This window comes from Paenibacillus oralis, from assembly GCF_003863965.1.
Classification (GTDB): domain Bacteria; phylum Bacillota; class Bacilli; order Paenibacillales; family Paenibacillaceae; genus Fontibacillus; species Fontibacillus oralis.
This window is the reverse complement of sequence record NZ_RRCN01000001.1, coordinates 6,974,716-6,991,471: the sequence shown is the minus strand read 5'-3', so window position 1 is coordinate 6,991,471 and position 16,756 is coordinate 6,974,716. Positions and strand designations below refer to the sequence as shown.

At 54.9% G+C, this 16,756-nt stretch carries 13 protein-coding genes; 11 read left to right on the top strand and 2 right to left on the bottom strand.

All coding sequences use genetic code 11. The features are described 5' to 3' along the window. Positions 1-276 precede the first annotated feature (276 nt). The 5 genes from araA (at position 277) to EHV15_RS31130 (ending at position 7,194) form a co-directional block, all read left to right on the top strand. Entirely contained in the window at positions 277-1,767 is a 1,491-nt protein-coding gene (gene araA / locus EHV15_RS31150) for an L-arabinose isomerase (RefSeq protein ID WP_178075999.1), read from the top strand. A 160-nt stretch (positions 1,768-1,927) separates the two neighbouring features. Beyond that, positions 1,928-3,025: a GntR family transcriptional regulator gene (locus EHV15_RS31145; protein ID WP_128634678.1), complete on the top strand. Its 1,098-nt coding sequence runs from the start codon at positions 1,928-1,930 to the stop codon at positions 3,023-3,025. Between the two features lie 165 nt (positions 3,026-3,190). Beyond that, positions 3,191-3,880 carry an L-ribulose-5-phosphate 4-epimerase gene (gene araD, locus EHV15_RS31140; RefSeq protein WP_128635634.1) on the top strand — a complete coding sequence of 230 codons (690 nt, stop codon included), beginning with the start codon at positions 3,191-3,193 and terminating at the stop codon, positions 3,878-3,880. A gap of 106 nt (positions 3,881-3,986) precedes the next feature. Next, the gene (locus tag EHV15_RS31135) at positions 3,987-5,657 is read left to right on the top strand and encodes a ribulokinase (RefSeq protein WP_128634677.1); all 1,671 of its coding nucleotides are present in this window, start codon (positions 3,987-3,989) and stop codon (positions 5,655-5,657) included. Between the two features lie 397 nt (positions 5,658-6,054). Then, positions 6,055-7,194, top strand: a complete 1,140-nt coding sequence (locus tag EHV15_RS31130; RefSeq protein WP_128634676.1) for a sn-glycerol-1-phosphate dehydrogenase — start codon at positions 6,055-6,057, stop codon at positions 7,192-7,194. Between the two features lie 141 nt (positions 7,195-7,335). Here EHV15_RS31130 and EHV15_RS31125 read toward each other — a convergent pair whose 3' ends face one another. Beyond that, positions 7,336-8,217 carry a LysR family transcriptional regulator gene (locus EHV15_RS31125; RefSeq protein ID WP_128634675.1) on the bottom strand — a complete coding sequence of 294 codons (882 nt, stop codon included), beginning with the start codon at positions 8,215-8,217 and terminating at the stop codon, positions 7,336-7,338. 125 nt (positions 8,218-8,342) lie between these two features. Here EHV15_RS31125 and EHV15_RS31120 point away from each other — a divergent pair, with 125 nt between their 5' ends. Next, the gene (locus EHV15_RS31120; RefSeq protein WP_246061838.1) at positions 8,343-9,287 is read left to right on the top strand and encodes a DMT family transporter; all 945 of its coding nucleotides are present in this window, start codon (positions 8,343-8,345) and stop codon (positions 9,285-9,287) included. Positions 9,288-9,305: 18 nt separating this feature from the next. Beyond that, a complete protein-coding gene (locus EHV15_RS31115; RefSeq protein ID WP_128634674.1) occupies positions 9,306-10,046 on the top strand; it encodes an SDR family NAD(P)-dependent oxidoreductase in 741 nt (246 codons plus the stop codon). A 621-nt stretch (positions 10,047-10,667) separates the two neighbouring features. Here the strand turns inward: EHV15_RS31115 and EHV15_RS31110 are convergent. Further along, entirely contained in the window at positions 10,668-11,585 is a 918-nt protein-coding gene (locus tag EHV15_RS31110) for an ArsR/SmtB family transcription factor (RefSeq protein WP_128634673.1), read from the bottom strand. A 411-nt stretch (positions 11,586-11,996) separates the two neighbouring features. Here EHV15_RS31110 and arfA point away from each other — a divergent pair, with 411 nt between their 5' ends. The 4 genes from arfA to EHV15_RS31090 all read left to right on the top strand — a co-directional run bounded on the left by arfA (position 11,997) and on the right by EHV15_RS31090 (position 16,657). After that, positions 11,997-13,493, top strand: a complete 1,497-nt coding sequence (gene arfA / locus EHV15_RS31105) for an arabinosylfuranosidase ArfA (protein ID WP_128635632.1) — start codon at positions 11,997-11,999, stop codon at positions 13,491-13,493. A gap of 41 nt (positions 13,494-13,534) precedes the next feature. Further along, a complete protein-coding gene (locus tag EHV15_RS31100; protein ID WP_128634672.1) occupies positions 13,535-14,863 on the top strand; it encodes an ABC transporter substrate-binding protein in 1,329 nt (442 codons plus the stop codon). A gap of 64 nt (positions 14,864-14,927) precedes the next feature. Beyond that, positions 14,928-15,827, top strand: coding sequence for a carbohydrate ABC transporter permease (locus EHV15_RS31095; RefSeq protein ID WP_128634671.1), 900 nt, complete (start codon positions 14,928-14,930; stop codon positions 15,825-15,827). Next, a complete protein-coding gene (locus EHV15_RS31090) occupies positions 15,824-16,657 on the top strand; it encodes a carbohydrate ABC transporter permease (protein ID WP_128634670.1) in 834 nt (277 codons plus the stop codon). The genes EHV15_RS31095 and EHV15_RS31090 overlap by 4 nt, the downstream gene beginning before the upstream one ends. Positions 16,658-16,756: the final 99 nt, after the last annotated feature.

The following is a 16,756-nucleotide window of genomic DNA, read 5'->3' as shown; positions in this document are numbered from 1 at the left end:
GGGAAATACCCGGGAAATAGGCAGATAAGGTCGCTGGTGTCCGTTAGAGTAACGTCCAAAGTAGAAGTCAGAGCCATTAAAGGACGCCGTTAGGTGTTTTTCTTATTATACACGGCGCTTTTTAGCGAAAAACGCTATTGCCTTTTTGAACGGACGACTTTAAAATAAAAGTATCAAAATTTGTACGTACAACATTTTATCTCAAGTTTTTTGTATTCTGATGTATGTACAAGTTGGCGATGGAAGGAACAATACTTTTAGGAGGCGTTTTATATTATGATGCATTTGAAACCGCATTCTTTTTGGTTTGTGACAGGCAGCCAGCATTTGTACGGACCGGAGACGCTGGAAGAGGTTGCCGGGCACTCCCGGATCATCGCGGAGCAGTTCGGCAAAGATCCGGTGTTTGGGTTTCCGGTGGTGTTTAAACCGATTGTTAAAACCTCTGATGAAATATACAAATTGATTTTGGAGGCGAACGGCGATGAGTCGTGCGCGGGGATCATTACCTGGATGCATACGTTCTCCCCAGCCAAAATGTGGATCGCGGGACTGTCTCAGCTGCAGAAGCCGCTGCTTCATTTCCACACGCAATTTAACCGCGATATTCCGTGGGAAACGATCGATATGGACTTCATGAACCTGAATCAATCGGCGCACGGCGACCGCGAATACGGTCACATCGGCGCCCGCTTGGGGATCGCCCGCAAAATCGTCGTCGGCCACTGGGAGGACGCGGAGGTGCGCGCCAGCATCGCCGGCTGGATGCGGACGGCCGCGGCATACGCCGAAAGCCGCCAGCTGAAGGTGGCCCGGTTCGGCGACAATATGCGCGAGGTGGCCGTGACCGAAGGCGACAAGGTCGAAGCGCAAATCAAGTTCGGCTGGTCGGTGAACGGCTACGGCGTCGGCGATTTGGTGCAGGTGCTGAATGAGGTGAGCGACGCCGAAGTGAAGGCCCTGCTGGAAGAATACGCGGAAACGTACACGATCACGCAAGCCGGTTTAAGCGAAGGACCGGTCCGCGATTCGATCGCCTATCAGGCAAAACTGGAAATCGCCATGAAGCGTTTCCTTGAGGCCGGCGGGTTTGGCGCGTTTACGACAACGTTTGAAGACCTGCACGGGCTGAAGCAGCTTCCGGGCCTGGCGGTGCAGCGCCTGATGGAAGCCGGTTACGGCTTCGGCGGCGAAGGCGACTGGAAAACCTCGGCCCTGACGCGCGTGCTGAAGGTGCTGGCGAACAACAAAAGCACGTCCTTTATGGAGGACTACACGTATCATTTCGAGCCGGGCAACAACATGATCCTGGGCGCGCACATGCTTGAGGTATGCCCGACGGTCGCGGCGACGAAGCCGGCGATCGAAGTGCATCCGCTGGGCATCGGCGGCAAGGCGGATCCGGCGCGGATCGTGTTCGACGGCCAGGACGGACCGGCGGTGAACGCTTCGCTGGTTGACCTGGGACACCGGTTCCGGCTGCTCGTCAACGTCGTGGACGGCGTGAAGGTCGACAAGCCGATGCCGAAACTGCCGGTGGCCCGCGTGTTGTGGAAGCCGCAGCCGTCGCTGCGCGAATCAGCGGAAGCGTGGATCTTGGCCGGCGGGGCGCATCATACCGTTCTGTCCTATGCCATCACGGCGGAAAATCTGGCGGACTGGGCGGAAATGGCCGGCATCGAAGCGGTGTTCATCGACAAAGACACCTCCGTGCAGCGCTTCAAAAACGAGCTGCGCTGGAGCGACGCCGCATACCGCTTGCGTTAATCGCAGCCGAGTCGGACCAGCGGGTGGATATTGCTTGCGTAATCGCAGCCGATTCACGGCCCCGGCAGTTGCATTGGTTTCGTATCTTGCTTAACCTATGCGTTCACCCGGCATGTGATACAATAGCGGGTATATAGGTAATTGTGAGGGTGGACGAGAAATGAACGATAAAAGAATTCCAAAATATTTGCAATTGAAACGTGAACTGCTGTCGTGGCTGGAGTCCGGAAAACTGCAGCCCGGCAACCAATTTCCATCGGAAAATGAAATTGCCGAGCAGTTTAGCTTAAGCCGTCAGACCGTGCGGCAAACGTTCGGGGAGCTGGAGAAAGACGGCTGGCTGGAGCGGATTCAGGGCAAGGGGACATTTGCCCGTAATCCCGAGCGCCGGGAAGGCGAAGCCGTCAAAACGATCGGTATCATTACGACGTACATTTCCGATTATATTTTCCCCCATATTGTCAGGGGGGCGGAAGCGGAGCTGCGCAGCCGGGGGTACCGCCTGCTGCTGTCGAGCACGGACAACACGAAAGAGAAGGAAATGGACAGTCTGCAGCTGATGACGAGCCAGCCGCTTAGCGGCCTGATTATCGAGCCGACGAAAAGCGCGGAGGGAAATCCGAATCTGGGGTATTTTTTGGACCTGCAGGAAAAGGGAATTCCGTATTTGATGATCAACGAAAAATACCGTGAGCTGGAATGCCCCTGCCTGAAGGTGGACGACGAGGCGGGGGGCCGCAAGGCGGCGCGTTATCTGCTGGAGAAAGGGCACCGGCAGGTCGCCGGATTTTTCAAAAGGGACGACCTGCAGGGCGTTAACCGTTTGAAGGGCTTTTTGTCGGCGCATCGGGAATACGGAATTTCCGTCTCGCCGCAGCACGTTGTGACTTATACGACGGAGCAGAAGGCCGACTTTACGTATATGCGGACCATCGAGCTGTTGCAAGGGCCGCCCGAGCAGCGGCCGACCGCTTTCGTCTGCTACAACGACGAACTCGCGGTCATCCTGATGGACGCCGCCGCAGCCTGCGGTTTGCGGGTTCCGGAGGATCTTTCCGTCATCGGGTTCGACGACTCCAGCCTGGCGGCCGCCTCGGGAACGAAGCTGACGACGCTGACGCATCCGAAAACCGTCATGGGCGAGCTGGCGGCGAGGCAACTGATCGGCATGATCGAACAGGGCGATAGATATGAGGATACGGTGTTTGAACCGGAGCTGATCGTGCGGGATTCCGTGCGAAAGCTAAGCGGCATTTAGAGCGGGAAACCCGCGCGGTAGCTAAGCGGCAATTAGAGTGGGAAACCTAACGCGGCAGCTGAACGCTAATTCGAGCGGGAATCCCCCCGCTGCGGCGGGAGTATTTTTGGGAACGTGAAACTTTGGGTTAACTTGAAATGGATTCGGAAGGGAGCTGGACGAACGATGCTGGAAGCGTTAAAACAGCAGGTGCTGGAAGCGAATCTGGACCTGCCGAAACACGGGCTTGTTACTTTTACCTGGGGGAACGTCAGCGGAATCGACCGGGAAAGCGGTTTGTTTGTCATTAAACCAAGCGGTGTCCCCTATGAGGAATTGAAGGCGGAGCATATGGTCGTGGTCGACCTGGAAGGGAATGTGGTGGAGGGCGATTTGCGCCCCTCCTCCGATACGCCGACGCATATGGTGCTTTACCGTTCGTTCCCGGATATCGGAGGCGTCGTGCACACGCACTCGCCGTGGGGCACAAGCTGGGCGCAGGCCGGGCGGGCGCTGCCGGCGTACGGGACGACGCACGCGGATTATTTTTACGGAGAAATTCCCGTGACGCGGCCGATGACCAAAGCGGAGATCGATGGGGCTTACGAACTGGAGACCGGCAATGTGATTGTAGAGCGGTTTAAGGGGTTGGACCCCAATCAGGTGCCTGGTGTACTGGTGCATTCGCATGCTCCGTTCGTGTGGGGCAAGGACGCCCACAACGCCGTGCATAACGCGGTGGTGCTGGAAGAGGTGGCGAAAATCGCCGCCCGTATGCTGCAGATTAACCCGGACACGCCGCCGATGGACCAGACGCTGCTCGACCGCCATTTCCTGCGCAAGCACGGGGCGAACGCGTACTATGGGCAGAAGTAATTAAAGCAAGTTGTGCGAAGGTCAAAGCAAATGAAGCGAACGTCATGGGAAAAAGCAAGTTTTGCCGCGAGCGGGCGTTCGCTATTTTTTTGGGGAGGGTATGAACATGGGCAAAAAATACACGATTGGCGTCGACTACGGGACCCAGTCCGGACGCGCCGTGCTGGTCGATCTGTCGAACGGCCATGAGGTTGCCGATCACGTTACGCCTTATCCGCATCATGTGATCGATGAGCATCTTCCCGGGTCCGGGATCAGGCTGGAACATGACTGGGCGCTGCAGCATCCCGGCGATTACCTGGAAGTGCTGCGGCGTTCCGTACCGGCGGTGCTGAAGGAGTCGGGGATCGACCCGGCCGACGTGATCGGGATCGGGATCGATTTTACCGCCTGCACGATGCTGCCGGTCGATACCAAGGGGCAGCCGCTCAGCTTCGACCCGGAGCTGACGGATAATCCGCACAGTTGGGTAAAGCTGTGGAAGCATCATGCCGCCCAGCCGGAAGCCGATAAAATCAACGAGATCGCCGCCGCGCGGGGGGAAGCTTTTTTGCCAAGGTACGGCGGGAAAATCTCGTCCGAGTGGATGATTGCGAAGGTATGGCAAATTCTCGACGAAGCGCCGGAAATCTATGAAAAAGCCGACATGTTCCTGGAGGCGACGGATTGGGTCATTGCGCAAATGACCGGCACCATCGTGCGCAACAGCTGCACGGCCGGCTATAAGGCGATCTGGCACAAGCAGGACGGCTATCCGGGCAAGGAGTATTTCAAAGCGCTTGATCCGCGTCTGGAAAATCTGACGGACACGAAGCTGCGCGGCGAAGTGATTCCGCTCGGTACGAGCGCGGGCGGGCTGCTGCCGGAGATGGCGGAGATGATGGGCCTTGCGCCAGGCATCGCCGTCGCGGTCGGCAACGTCGATGCGCATGCGGCCGTACCGGCCGTCGGCGTTGTAACGCCGGGGAAATTGGTGATGGCGATGGGCACGTCGATCTGCCATATGCTGCTGGGCACCGAGGAGAAGCAGGTGGAAGGCATGTGCGGCGTCGTCGAGGACGGCATCATTCCGGGGTATTACGGTTATGAAGCAGGGCAATCGGCGGTAGGCGATATTTTTGAATGGTACGTCGAGGAAGCGCTTCCGGCATACGTCAAAGAAGCGGCCGACAAAGAAGGTCTGAACGTGCATCAATGGCTGGAGCGGGAAGCGGCCGCTTACAAGCCGGGGCAAACCGGTCTGCTGGCGCTCGACTGGTGGAACGGCAACCGGTCCGTGCTCGTCGATACCGATTTGACCGGGATGATTCTCGGCATGACGCTGCTGACCAAGCCGCCGGAAATTTACCGGGCGCTGTTGGAGGCGACTGCCTTTGGCACCCGCAAGATCGTTGACGCGTTCCATGAGAACGGCGTTAGCGTCGACGCGCTGTATGCCTGCGGCGGCCTGCCGCAAAAAAACCGCCTGCTGATGCAAATTTACGCGGACGTGACGAACCGCGAAATTTTCGTGGCCGATTCCAAGCAGACGCCGGCGCTGGGCGCGGCGATGTTTGCGGCTGTGGCGGCCGGCGCGGCGGCGGGAGGCTACGACACGATCCTCGACGCGGCCGACAAAATGGCCCGGGTCAAAGAGGAAACGTTCAAGCCGAATCCGGAGCATGTCAAAGTGTACGACCGCTTGTATCAGGAATACAGCAAGCTGCACGACTACTTCGGGCGCGGCGAAAACGACGTTATGAAGCGGCTGAAGCGGATTAAGAAATCGGCGGAGTAAGTGATATCGTCGGATGACAGGTTTCCGCGTCCTGCCACCATGTTTTGACCTGACACCATGTTCCGATTGGAATTACTCCAATAGAATTGGAGATTAATTGGTAAATACAGCGGCTTGATTGGATATTTTCCAATAGATTGGCTCGGAAGGGTGCAAAATGGGCAATCTGAGCGAAATCTATTGGAAGTTTTCCAATGAGCGGGTGAAATGGCGTTCGAATTCCGACAATCTATTGGATTTTTCCAATGAGAGGTGGAGGGCGTCAGGTTGCGGAGAAATGTTTCATAGGATTACCGGCGTATGGTATGCGATAATATTGGTGGGCGATGTGTTCGTGCGAGTAGAAGGCAGGTTTATGTGAAAAGGCAGGTTTATGTGAATAGGAGGGAGAGGGACCATGCTGGAGATGGATGGTTGGCAATTACAGCATTTGGAGCGGATTGAGCTGGAGCGGGGAGTGCTGCGGGAGGTCGCGCCTTTTTTGCGGGAGCGGGAATATCACCGCTCCATTTTGGTGGCGGACGAGAACACGTACAAAGCGGCGGGCGAAAGGCTGGCCCGCGATCTTGAGGGCGCCGGACTCGCCGCCAAGCTATGCTTGATCCAGCCGAACGACGTGGGCGACGTCGTGGCTGAAGAAGCGTCGCTTGTCCAATTGCTGCTGGAGGTCAGTCCGGAGGAGACGGATGCGCTGATCGCCGTCGGGTCGGGCACGATCCACGACATCGTCCGCTTTGCCGCCCATAAAAGCGGCAAGCCGTTTGTTTCCGTCCCGACCGCGCCTTCCGTGGACGGCTTCACCTCCGCCGGCGCGCCGCTCATCATCCGCGGCGTCAAGAAGACGGTCCCGGCCGTGCCGCCGGTCGCCATTTTTGCCGACCTCGATATCCTGATGTCGGCGCCTCAGCGCCTGGTCGCCGCCGGCTTCGGCGACATGCTGGGCAAATACACCTCCCTGTTCGACTGGAAGTTCTCCAGCCTGACGGCGGGGGAACCGTATGACGAACAGGCGGCCCTGATTACCGAACGGGCGCTGCGTTCGTGCGTGGAGCATGCCGGGGAGATCGGCGCCCGCTCGGAGGAGGGCATCCGCGCCCTGATGACGGCGCTGATCGAGTCTGGCATCGCCATGCTGCTGTTCGGGCAGTCGCACCCGGCCTCGGGCGCGGAGCACCATCTCTCCCATTATTGGGAGATGGAATTTTTGCGCCGGGGCGAGCGGGCGGTGCTGCACGGCGCGAAAGTGGGCGCGGCCTGCGCCGAGATCGCCCGCGTTTACCATGACGCGGCCGGGCGGGGGATCTGCCCGGGCGCCGAGCCGGAGGCGCTCCGGCAGCATGGCGCGCAGGTCCGCGAATGGCTGCGGGACCTGCCGTCCGAGGCGCAGCTTCGCGATTTGCTTCGCCAGGCGGGCGGACCGGCGAGCCGAACGGAACTGGGCATCGACGATGAATTATTCGCGCGCAGCCTGCGTGAAGCCCATCGGGTCCGGGACCGGCATACTTTGCTGCGGGCGCTTAACGAAGCGGGCGAGTGATGTCGGGCGACGCATGATAAAGGGGCCTCGGCGGGATACCGGTGAGGAAACTCCGAGGATGTTAAGCCGATTTGAACAAAAAACGAGCTGATGGCGGCATAAACCGCGAATCGGCTCGTTTTTTTAGCATTTGCTTGTTTTTCATGAAGGGATTTTTTCCTCTTCTCCTTCTCCGATGTTCAGCATGGCCATGAGGGCGCGCAGGGCGCTGGTGGGATGCGAGTTTTTCCGTACGACCAGTTCGGTTTTCATTTGCCGGAAAGATTCCGGGACCTGGTGGACGATAAGATTGCCGGCGCTCGCTTCTTTTTCGACGACAATCCGTGGCAGCAACGAGATACCGAGCCCTGCGCCTACGCCTCCGATGATGGCTTCAAGCGTTCCGAACTCCATCGTGTACGGGCGGGTTATGTCGCGGGTGTGCTGCCAATTCTCCAACAGCTCCCGGTACGCGCAGCCCCTGCTGTACACAAGATTCGGCTTGGCGAGCGCCTCGTCGACGTCTGTAATGTCCGGCGGGGAGATCAGTACGACCTCCTCCTCAAAGACGGGATGGGCCTCCAGGTCGGGGTGGCTGCAGTGGCTGCTGATGAAGGCGACGTCCAAGTCGTATTGCAGCATCTTTTCCATCAAACGCTCCGACAACTCGGTGATCAGCGAAATTTCCACTTTCGGATACCGCTTGTAATATTGGCTCAGCAGCTTGGGCAGGCGCACGGCCGCCGTCGTCTGCGAAGCGCCGATCAGGAGCGGGCCGCCCGGTTCGCCGGAAGAGGTGAGAGCCGCGGCGGCTTCATCCAGCAAGCCGATGATTTTGTCGGCGTAGTCCAAGAGCATTTTGCCGCCGGAAGACAGCGTCATTCCCCGGTTATGGCGATGAAACAGCGCGGTTCCGAGTTCGGACTCCAGCTGGCGAATGCGTGAGGTCACATTGGATTGTACGTAACCAAGCCGCAGCGCTGCTTTCGTAATGGAGCCCTCCCTGGCCACCGCCTGAAAGATGCGTAAATCCGCACTCTCCACGGTTGATCTCCTCCGTTTCTTTTTGGTATCAAAAAAAATGATATCTGATATCTGTATCAATCATTATACATAATTGCGGACCTCCGGTACAATACAAACATGATTCATGAAAAGGAGGCTGCGGCATGAAAATGAACGGATTCAAATATACCGGTCTGCTCCTGTTGACCACGTTTTTGATGGGGGTAGCTTTTCCGGTCGGCAAGCTTGGGTTAAATTATGCCCCGCCTTTTTTATTGATAGGGATGCGGTTCATTTTGGCTGGAGGTTTACTGGCGCTGTTGGCGATGAAGAAACGGCAGCCCCGCGGGTTGAAGCAATGGCTGCAGGTGGCTGCGCTAGGTCTGTTTCAGTCTGCGGGCGTGATGGGCTGTGCCTATTACAGCATGCGTTGGATTACTTCGGGGGAGTCGGCGATCATCACCAGCACAAGCCCATTGATGCTGCTCGTAATCGGGGCGGTCATGAACCGCGGCGCTTACCGCATTTGGCAATGGTTTGGGGTTGCCATCGGGTTTGCCGGTGTGATGCTGACGTTTGGACTGCATATGAAAATCGAACCCGGGACCTTTGTTTCTTTTGCGGGAGCCGTCTGCTTCACTGTTGCCACGCTTATCATCAACCGCATCGGCCCGTCATTTGATTTGAAGGTCCTCGCCGCCTATCAGATGATGGCCGGAGGGATTACTGTGCTTATTTTAAGCGGACTGACGGAGCAGCCTTTTTTCTCCGTTACCTTGACGTCGATGCTAGTGCTGCTCTGGCTGGTGGTTATGTGCTCGATCGTGCAATTTTCGGTCTGGTTTTATTTGCTTCAAAACAGCGATCCGGCCAAGACGAGCGCATTCCTGTTTTTGGTGCCGCTGTTCGGCGTGCTCACGAGCTGGCTCTTGCTGGGCGAGCAGGTGACCTGGTATGTATATGCGGGCGGAGCGTTGATCTGTGCCGGTATTTTTATGGTGAATTGGCAGGGGAAGAAGGGGAACGGCGGCGTCAAAGAAAGGGAGGCCGGAAAGAGCGACACGGCCGAGACGAAGAGGCGAGGGAGCCGCGCCATAACGGATATGTAAAGAAGGAGGAACTGATATATGAGCTTTTATAACAAAGTAGTCTTAGTCACCGGCGGAGGCACGGGAATTGGCCGGGCCACCAGCCTGCTGCTGGGCGAAAAAGGAGCGGTCGTCGCCGTTAATTACTCGCGGTCCGCGGTGGAGGCGGAAGAGACCGTGCGGGAAATCAAACAAGCGGGGGGCCGGGCGCTTGCCATCCGGGCGGATGTATCGCGGGACGATGAGGTCCGGGATATGGTGCAGCAGGTGGTACGCCAATTCGGCACGATCGATTATCTCGTCAACAACGCCAGCATCACCCGGTATATCGCGATGAAGGATCTGGAAGCCGTGACCGAGGAGATATGGGACGAGCTGCTTGGGGTGAACGTCAAGGGGATGTTCAATTGCGCGCGCGCCGCGGCCCCCTATTTGAGAGAGGGGAAACAAGGGGCGATCGTCAACGTCGGAAGCGTCGCGGGAACGACGGGAAAAGGCTCGTCCCTCCCTTATGCCGTGTCGAAGGCGGCCGTACACGGGTTGACCAAATCGCTGGCGCACGTTTTGGCGCCGGAGATTCGCGTATGCGGCATCGCTCCCGGAGCGGTTGCGACGAGATGGTGGGAAGGCAAAGAAGAACAGATGCGGTCGCTCATCACCCATCTGCCGCTGGAGCGCATTTCCCCGCCGGAAGAGATCGCCCAGCTCATTTGCGCCCTTCTGGAGCAGCCTTCGCTTACCGGGCAGATCATTACGGTAGATAATGGGCAGACGATGTAGCCTAGCAGCATGGAGCAAACTTTGAAACTCTGGCTGCTAACGGACCTGAGCGGCCTTATTTGCTCGAAAAGACGGAGTTTCATTTTCTAACGGACCTGCTTGCGAGACTACCCTCATAGAAATAGCGGAACTTTATGGTCTTATTTTCTGGAACCCGGTATGTTCATCCCCATTAGCGGAATTTTTTGTCCTTATTTTCCAATGAAAGGTGCGCAAAGTGGCCAGCTCTCTACGATTCGAGGAAATAGCGACATAAATTTCCCCTATTTCTCTCCCAATGGGTGATCCCGCCGAAATAGCGGAATTTTATACCCTTATTTCTTGACTTGAGTTTAGCCCAAAGCGAAAGTCTGCCTGAAGCTCAATAATCGAGCTTTTCAGGCAGACTTTTTGTCATGCGGTCGTTTCGGCTATCATCCTCAGCTACCGTCTCCAGCTATCGTCTCCAGCTATCGTCTCCAGCTATCGTCTCCAGCTATCGTCTTCAGCTATCGTTTTCGCACTATTGTTTTGCCCGCTCTTGTTTACCCGCTAACGGCCGGCCGCGTCGCTTATGAGACGGCCAAGGCGGCGCGCCTGGTGGACCTGGATATCGAGCTCGTGTCCTGCCTACCGCTTGCCTCACTCCTCATGCACATTATACAGCACGCGGGCCAGCAGGTCCTGGCTGTAGTTGCCGAAGTTTTTGCCGTAGATCGTCAGGCCCCGCTTGTTGACGGCTTTGTCGGTGACGGCGATACGCAGCGTCAGCTCGGATTTGTAGTCAAGTCCGATTTCACCCAGCGTGACGTCCGAAATCCGGCAGCCGTCGATAAAGCTGCCTTCATGGTTGATGCGGATCAGCTTGAGCATGCCGTACTGGTTCAAATGCGGCGGCCACCAGTCCGGATTGAAGGTTCCGCGGGCGTCCCCAAAATCCCCTGGACTCGTCCAGAAGCCAAGCTCCACGCCGTTCAGATAAAAATAGATGTCCGACGGATAATTGTCGTTAAAACCCGGAGCTTCCGAGCCAAGCTCCAGCGAAAATTGGATCTCGCGGAACGTCTGATTTGGTTTGAGATAGTTCGGGATCCGGTATTCCAGGTAACCTTCGGACAGCCAGATGATCTCCGAATCGATCCGCTGCGGATCAGCGAAATAACGAGGATCGTCAAAATCGCCGATGATGCTGTCTTTGGTGGCCAGCCCGCAGGTAGGGAGAACCTGATAATTGCTGTAGTGCCCGACCTGAATTTCCACTTCGTATAAATTGTCCACTTCTTTGCTCCGCAGATCCACCATCAACTTATCCTTATTCAAATAGCAAATTTTCTGGATGCCGTGTTTGCCGACGGAGGTGTTGATTTCGATCAGTCCGCTCTCTTCCAGCTTTTTGATATGCATCGTGATCGCGCCGTTGCTGAGGCCCAACTTGGTGGCCAGGTCGTTTAAATTCAACGCCTGATTTTTGGCGAGCAATTCGAGGATTTGAATTCTGATCTCCGAACTTAACGCTTTAAAAATATCAATCCCGCTCATCAAATCCTTAATGTAGATCATCGTCATAGACCTTCTTCCGCTAGAAATAATAGAGTTCTATTTTTGTTTATTTTAGATAATTATAAACTAATGATACTGTTTAATAAATAGTTAAATAAAAAAATGTAAATCCAACTTCAAAATTAGTTAAAATTTGCAGGAAATACACGCTTAAATTTACTAAATTATAAAATGAAATACTCGGTAAAGCACAGGTTGAATGTTCGTTTTGCCGAAAAAACTACAGTTTATCAGCTTGTTTTAAATTGATTTCACAAAAACATAAAAAGATTTAGAAAAATATATTTACAACGATATTCTCATGTGCTATTTTATACCTGTAAGCGGATTCATTCAAGTTATTTCAAATCAGTTTATAAAATTATAAAACGGAAGGTGATACCATTGTCGTCAACCGCACCAAGAGCAAGCATGGTCGTAGACAAAGCTTTCAAGATTGCCGAAGTTGATAAACGCATATACGGCTCATTTATCGAGCATTTGGGCAGGGCGGTATACGGGGGGATTTACGAGCCTGCGCACGCTACGGCGGACAGTTTAGGCTTCCGCAGCGACGTAAAGCAGTTGATTCAGGAGCTAAACGTACCTATTATCCGCTATCCGGGCGGAAACTTCGTTTCCGGCTATAGCTGGGAGGACGGAGTCGGCCCCGTGGAAGCTCGCCCCAAGCGGCTGGAGCTGGCCTGGAGAACGGTGGAGCCAAACGCGGTAGGAACTAACGAGTTTGCGGCTTGGGCGAAGGAAATCGGCTCGGAGGTGATGATGGCCGTAAACCTGGGCACCCGCGGCGTAGACGCGGCCAGAAACCTGATCGAATACTGCAACCATCCCGGCGGCAGCTACTGGAGCGATTTACGCCGGAGCCACGGCTACGAACAGCCGCATCGCATCAAAACCTGGTGCCTGGGCAACGAGATGGACGGACCGTGGCAAATCGGGCAGAAGACGCCTCAGGAATACGGCCGGATCGCTTATGAGACGGCCAAGGCGATGCGCCTGGTGGACCCGGACATCGAGCTCGTATCCTGCGGAAGCTCCAGTTCCTCAATGCCGACGTTCCCGGAATGGGAAGCGATTACGCTCGATCACACCTACGAGGTAGCCGACTACATATCCTTGCATCAATATTACGGCAACCGGGACAACGACACGGCCAATTATTTGGCCAGATCAATGGATATGGACCATTTCATCCGCACGGTGATCGCGACATGCGACTACATCAAAGCGAAAAAACGCAGCAAAAAAACGATGAACCTCAGCTTTGATGAATGGAACGTCTGGTACCACTCCAATCAGGCGGACGCGCAAATCGCGCCGTGGAGCATCGCTCCGCCGCAGCTCGAGGACATCTACAACTTCGAGGACGCGCTGCTCGTCGGCAGCATGCTGATTACGTTCCTGCGCCACGCCGACCGGGTCAAAATGGCCTGCATGGCTCAACTGGTCAACGTCATCGCCCCGATTATGACCGAAAACGGCGGCCGAGCCTGGAAGCAGACGATTTTTTATCCATATATGCATGTGTCCAAATACGGACGCGGCACGTCGCTGCTGCCGATCGTCGACTCGCCGGTTTATGACGCGCAGGATTTCACCGATGTTCCTTACCTGGACAGCGCCGTCGTTTACAACGAAGCGGAAGAGGAACTCACGATTTTTGCCGTCAATCGCCATCTTCAGGAAGCGCTGGAGCTTACCTGCGATATTCGCGGTTTTGAGGGATACCGCTTGACCCAGCATCTTGTGCTGGGACATGAGGATTTGAAGGCCGTCAATACGGCGGACCGGGAGAACGTAAAACCTCATACCGGGGGAAATGCAGTGTGCCGGGACGGTATGGTCAGCGCCCGTCTTGCCAAAGCGTCTTGGAACGTCATACGCCTAAGCAAACAAGCAACTGAATAGTATAAAGCGTGTAGAAATTCAAATTCCAGGGAGGGTCAAGTATGAAAAAAGGAATAGCCATGCTTCTGATTTTAACGATGGCCACGTTTTTATGGGGCTGCAGCAAGTCCTCGTCGACGGCCGGAGGGGAAACCTCCGTGCTCGAAGGCGGGGCCGGCGAAACCGCGACGGAGCTGTCCTATTGGACGTTTGTGGAACTGCACGGACAGCATTTCGAGAAGATGCTGGAGAAGTGGAACGCCGAAAATCCGGACCGGCAAATCAAATTGAATGTTACGGTCATGCCTTATGACGATATGCACAATAAATTGTCTATTGCGGTGCAAACGGGCGTAGGCGCTCCGGACATCGCCGATATCGAGCTGGGGAAATTCCCGGACTTTTTGGCGGGTGAACCGCAGCTGGAGCCGTTGAACGACGTTATCGATCCTTACCGGGATACGATCGTCAAATCGCGGATCGAACTTTATAGCAAAGACGGGGTTAACTACGGCATTCCTACCCATGTTGGCGCATCCGTGGCTTTCTATAATACGGAGATCCTGGAAGAGGCGGGCGTGGACTACAAGCAAATCAAGACCTGGGACGATTTCAAGGAAGCCGGAATTAAAGTGTATGAAAAAACCGGCAAATACATGGGCACCGCCGATACGAGCGCAACCTGGCAGACCTCCCAGTTGTTGGCGCAGCAAGGCAGCGACTTTACGGATGACGCGGGCACCCCGAAGGTCAACTCCGAGGAAATGGTCAAAGCCTTGACGATTTTGAAAGATCTGCAGGACAACAACGTTATCGCCACGATCGCCGGCGGACAGCCGGATACGGAGGAAGCTTACGGCGAGTTTAATGCCGGAAACTATGCGACCGCTTTCATGCCGCTGTGGCAGATGTCGCGGTACACGAACTATATGAAGGATCTTACCGGCAAAATCGCGATTGCGCCAATCCCGGTGATCGAGGAAGGCATGCCGAGATCGGTGGGCGGCGGCGGAACGGGGACCGTGGTGACCAAGACGGCGAAGGATGTGCAGCTCGCCAAGGACTTCCTTGCCTTCGCCAAACTGTCTCTGGACGCAAACAAAGAGATTTGGAATACGCTCGGGTTTGACCCGGTCAATATGGACGTATGGGACATGAAAGACGTAACGCACAATCCGGAAAACCAGTTCGTGAAATATTTCATCAACAACCCGTTTGACGTGCTGAATGAGATTAAAGACGAAATCCAACTGATCAAATCGACTTCGGCTTCACCGACGATCAACAACGTGCTGTGCACGGTCGCGCTGAACGAAATTTTCGAAGACGGCAAAGACATCAAGCAGGCGCTGGACGATGCCCAGGCGCAAATCGAACAGGAACTCAAATAGAATGAAAAAGCTGCGGAGCTGCTCTTTCCACGAAGAGTAGCTCCATTTAAAAAGGAGTAGAGTGATGATAAAAAAATTCCTATACTCGCAAAAAGTTGCTCCTTACGTTTTTGTGTTGCCGTTTGTGCTGGTGTTTCTTATGTTTTGGGTGTATCCACTGGCGAACTCGGTCGGGATGAGCTTCCAAAAAGTCACCTTGGGACAGGAACCGGCCTGGATCGGTTTTGACAACTACGGCAAATTGATGGGCGACGGCGTGTTTCTTAAAGCGGTGATAAACAGCGCCGTCTATATGGTGCTGACCTTGGTGATCCTCATTCCGTTTCCGATGCTGTTTGCGGTGATGATCAACACCAAATTCATGTGGGGAAGGGAATTTTTCAAGTCCTCGTTTTTCTTTCCCGCATTGACTTCCGTCGTCGTGGCCGGGACGATCTTCCGGCTGATGTTCGGCGAAATGGAAGGCTCGCTCATCAACAGCTTTTTGGGCTGGTTCGGCATGGATCCGGTCAAGTTTCTGAAGGGGCAGACGACCGGGATGATCGCTTTGGTGGCGCTGGCGACGTGGCGGTGGACGGGGGTTAATATGCTTTATTTTTTATCCGGACTTAAAAGCATTCCCGAAGAATACTACGAAGCCGCGTCGATCGACGGAGCCTCGCGTTTCCAGCGCTTTACGAAAATCACCATGCCGCTGCTGAAGCCCACGACCATTTACGTGCTGACGATCAGCATTTACGCGGGGCTGGCGATGTTTATCGAGAGCATGATGTTATGGAACGGCAACAATTCTCCGAAAAATATCGGGCTCACGATCGTCGGTTACTTGTACCGGCAGGGCATCGAGAAGAACAATCTCGGATACGCGGCGGCGGTTGGCATCGTGCTGCTCATCATTACGATGGCGATTAATTTAACCCAGCTGGCCTTCACCGGCATGTTCAAAAAGGAGGAGGAAGCATGAAAAAAGAACTGCCGCTAAAGATCGTCCTTTTTGTTTTTTTTGCCGTGTTGTGCGTGCTGATCCTCATTCCGTTTTACGCGGTGACGCTCGCCTCCTTCAAGCCGGGGGAAGACTTGATTCGTTACGGGCTGAACCTGAGGCTTGATTTGTCCGCCATGAGCTTCGACAACTTCATTTATTTGTTTACCGGGGATCATTCTTATTTTCTGTGGTTTTTCAATTCGCTGTTGCTGACGGTTGTGCAGGTCGTCTTAACGCTGCTGGTCAGCGCAACGGTCGCTTACGGCTTTTCGGCTTATGAATTTAAAGGAAAAAACACGCTGTTTGTTTGCGTCCTCCTCATCATGATGGTCCCGTTTGAAATTTTGCTGCTGCCGCTGTATACGCTGACCTACAACATCGGGCTGATGAACTCGTATTCGGCGATTATTTTGCCGGGCATCGCCAGCGCGGCGACGATTTTCTTCTTCCGCCAATATTTGCGCGGAATTCCGAAGGAGATCATCGCGGCCGGCCGGGTGGACGGAGCGAGCGAATACGGCATTTACGTCCGGTTGATCCTTCCGGTCATGAAGCCTTCTTTTGCGGCGATGGCGATTTTGAACGGGATGAACAGCTGGAACAACTTCCTGTGGCCGTTTATGGTGCTGAGCAACGCCGATAAATACACGCTGCCGATCGGGCTCAAAACACTGCTGACGCCTTACGGCAACAACTACGATCTGCTGATCGTCGGCTCCTTTTTTTCCATCATTCCGATCTTTATTTTGTTCGTCGCGTTTCAAAAGTACTTTATCGACGGGATGACCGCGGGCGCAGTGAAAGGTTGACCGGGTAAAAGAGAATTGGGGAACTGGGGAGCTATATTAAAGTTAGGGCGAGGCTCTGGGCATAAGCAAGCTATAAAAACTCGGGTGAAAAATAAGACC

Coding starts and splice junctions, on each gene's coding strand:
- araA (WP_178075999.1), top strand. CDS start 277: ATGATGCATTTGAAACCGCATTCTTTTTGGTTTGTGACAGGCAGCCAG.
- EHV15_RS31145 (WP_128634678.1), top strand. CDS start 1,928: ATGAACGATAAAAGAATTCCAAAATATTTGCAATTGAAACGTGAACTG.
- araD (WP_128635634.1), top strand. CDS start 3,191: ATGCTGGAAGCGTTAAAACAGCAGGTGCTGGAAGCGAATCTGGACCTG.
- EHV15_RS31135 (WP_128634677.1), top strand. CDS start 3,987: ATGGGCAAAAAATACACGATTGGCGTCGACTACGGGACCCAGTCCGGA.
- EHV15_RS31130 (WP_128634676.1), top strand. CDS start 6,055: ATGCTGGAGATGGATGGTTGGCAATTACAGCATTTGGAGCGGATTGAG.
- EHV15_RS31120 (WP_246061838.1), top strand. CDS start 8,343: ATGAAAATGAACGGATTCAAATATACCGGTCTGCTCCTGTTGACCACG.
- EHV15_RS31115 (WP_128634674.1), top strand. CDS start 9,306: ATGAGCTTTTATAACAAAGTAGTCTTAGTCACCGGCGGAGGCACGGGA.
- EHV15_RS31110 (WP_128634673.1), bottom strand. CDS start 11,585: ATGATCTACATTAAGGATTTGATGAGCGGGATTGATATTTTTAAAGCG.
- arfA (WP_128635632.1), top strand. CDS start 11,997: ATGGTCGTAGACAAAGCTTTCAAGATTGCCGAAGTTGATAAACGCATA.
- EHV15_RS31100 (WP_128634672.1), top strand. CDS start 13,535: ATGAAAAAAGGAATAGCCATGCTTCTGATTTTAACGATGGCCACGTTT.
- EHV15_RS31095 (WP_128634671.1), top strand. CDS start 14,928: ATGATAAAAAAATTCCTATACTCGCAAAAAGTTGCTCCTTACGTTTTT.
- EHV15_RS31090 (WP_128634670.1), top strand. CDS start 15,824: ATGAAAAAAGAACTGCCGCTAAAGATCGTCCTTTTTGTTTTTTTTGCC.